Genomic DNA, 2,015 nt, shown 5'->3' with positions numbered 1-2,015 from the left:
GATCAATCTGGTTTCTTCAGCCAGCGGAATGAATTCGAGCGGTGAAACCAAGCCGCGTTCAGGGTGCTCCCAACGCAACAGCACTTCAGCGCCGAGAATCCGGCGGTCGTGGGTTGCTTGCAACTGAAAATAAAGTTTGAATTGATTGTTCTTCAGTGCCTGAATCAAATCCGCTTCCAGACTCGCGCGGGCCATAATCGTAGCCTGCATCTCCGGATCAAAAAAACGTAAGGTATTGCGCCCTGCCGCCTTGGCTGCATACATGGCGATATCTGCCTGTTTCAGTAGGTCATCCATGGACTCCTTGCTGGTATTGAACAAAGTAATGCCGATACTTGGGGTGCTGTGGTAGTGATTATGGTTGAGTTGATAGTTTTGATTAAGGGTCGTGATGATCTTCTCGCCAACATCCTTGGCCTGGTTGGCGGCATCCTTGCAAGTCGGGCTCAGCGCTTCCAGTATGATGACAAATTCGTCGCCTCCCAAGCGAGCTACGGTATCGCCTTTGCGTATGCAATCCAAAAGACGCGCGGCAGCCTGCGTTAACAGTAGATCCCCCATGTCGTGACCCAGTGTGTCATTCAGCGCTTTGAAATTATCCAGGTCAATGAACAGCAAGGCGCCATACCTTTCGCTTCTGTCGCTAATAATGAGCGCTTTCGCCAAATGTTCCTGAAACAGGCGGCGATTGGGCAGTAGGGTGAGTGGATCGTAATAGGCCAGTTGGTGAATTTTGGCGGCCGACTCCTTTTCTTTGGTGATGTCGGTAAAGGAAGCGACGTAATGACTGATACACCCGTCGGGTGAGCAAACAGTGGAGATATTTAGCCACTCCGCATAAATAATGCCATCTTTGCGCCGATTCCAGATATCGCCCTGCCAGAAACCTTTATTCTTCAGAATCTCCCACATGTTTTGATAGAACGCTTGGTCGTGTCGTCCAGAACTGAGCATACTCGGTTTCTGGCCTATAGCTTCTTCTGCACGGTAACCTGTCAAGCGGGTGAAGGCTTGGTTGACTTCCATGATGACCGCATTGGCGTCAGTGACAAACATGCCCTGTTGCGACTCAAAGGCGATAGCGGCGATGCGCAGCTTCTCCTCATTGCACTTGCGTTTGCTGATGTCCATTTCGATACCCGCCATACGCAACGGGATTCCTTTGGTGTCGCGCTTGATCACGGCACCGCGATCCAATAGCCAAAGCCATGATCCCGATTGGGTACGAACCCGATATTCAGCCTGAAAGAACAGCGTTCGACTTTCTAAATGCGCGGTCAACGCCGCATGATAGGCCTGGAGGTCATCAGGGTGGATGTCGCTTTCCCAGTCACTGAAATGGCGCTCTTTTTCGTCCAGTCGGTAGCCGCACATCTTGGCCCAATGTTCATTGAAAATGATTCGTCCGGTTTCGATATTCCATTCCCAGGAACCCATCTCGGCATTAGTGAGGCTTAGCGCTGCGTTCATCTCAACCTCAGACAAATGCGCGATGGCCCGCCTGCTTTCGGTGATGTCGGTCAGCGTGATACGTACTACCCTTGAATCTGGGTCGCCAGACGTTACCGGTAGACAATTCAGCTGAACAGGAAATTCGGCGCCGTCACTGTGTTTCAACGTTAGCTCGATATTCTTCTGCTGGTTGCGCTTCATGATGCCAGCAAAAAAAAGATGCCAACGGTCACCGTCCTTGGGTATCACAAAAGCTGAAAAACGACGATATAGCAATTCACAACGATCGACACCAAGCAGTTCGGCGGCTGTGAGGTTGATTTCAGCGATTAAACCCGTTTGCGTGATGGTGAGGTAACCGACCGGAGAAAAATCATAGAGATCAACATAACGGTCGCGGGATTTATCCAGATCAAAATGAGCGCGTCTCAGTTCTTCATTCTGCATTTCCAGTTCGATCTGGAGTACTTGGAGTTCATGCGGTAATTTTTCGGCAGTGCAATTCACTAATGTTGTTACAGGTGCATGGCAGAGCCGCGCCTCAGCAGCTGCTCGTAATGTAT

Annotated in this window: 1 protein-coding gene; it reads right to left on the bottom strand. The window is 50.5% G+C overall.

What is annotated here, in order from left to right:
* On the bottom strand, positions 1-1,959 hold a 1,959-nt coding region (locus RW114_RS20475), incomplete at its 3' end, for a sensor domain-containing protein (protein ID WP_340124577.1).
* Between the last annotated feature and the right edge of the window lie 56 nt (positions 1,960-2,015).

The organism is Methylobacter svalbardensis (assembly GCF_037671525.1).
Taxonomy (GTDB): domain Bacteria; phylum Pseudomonadota; class Gammaproteobacteria; order Methylococcales; family Methylomonadaceae; genus Methylobacter_A; species Methylobacter_A svalbardensis.
This window is presented reverse-complemented; position numbering and strand designations above follow the sequence as displayed.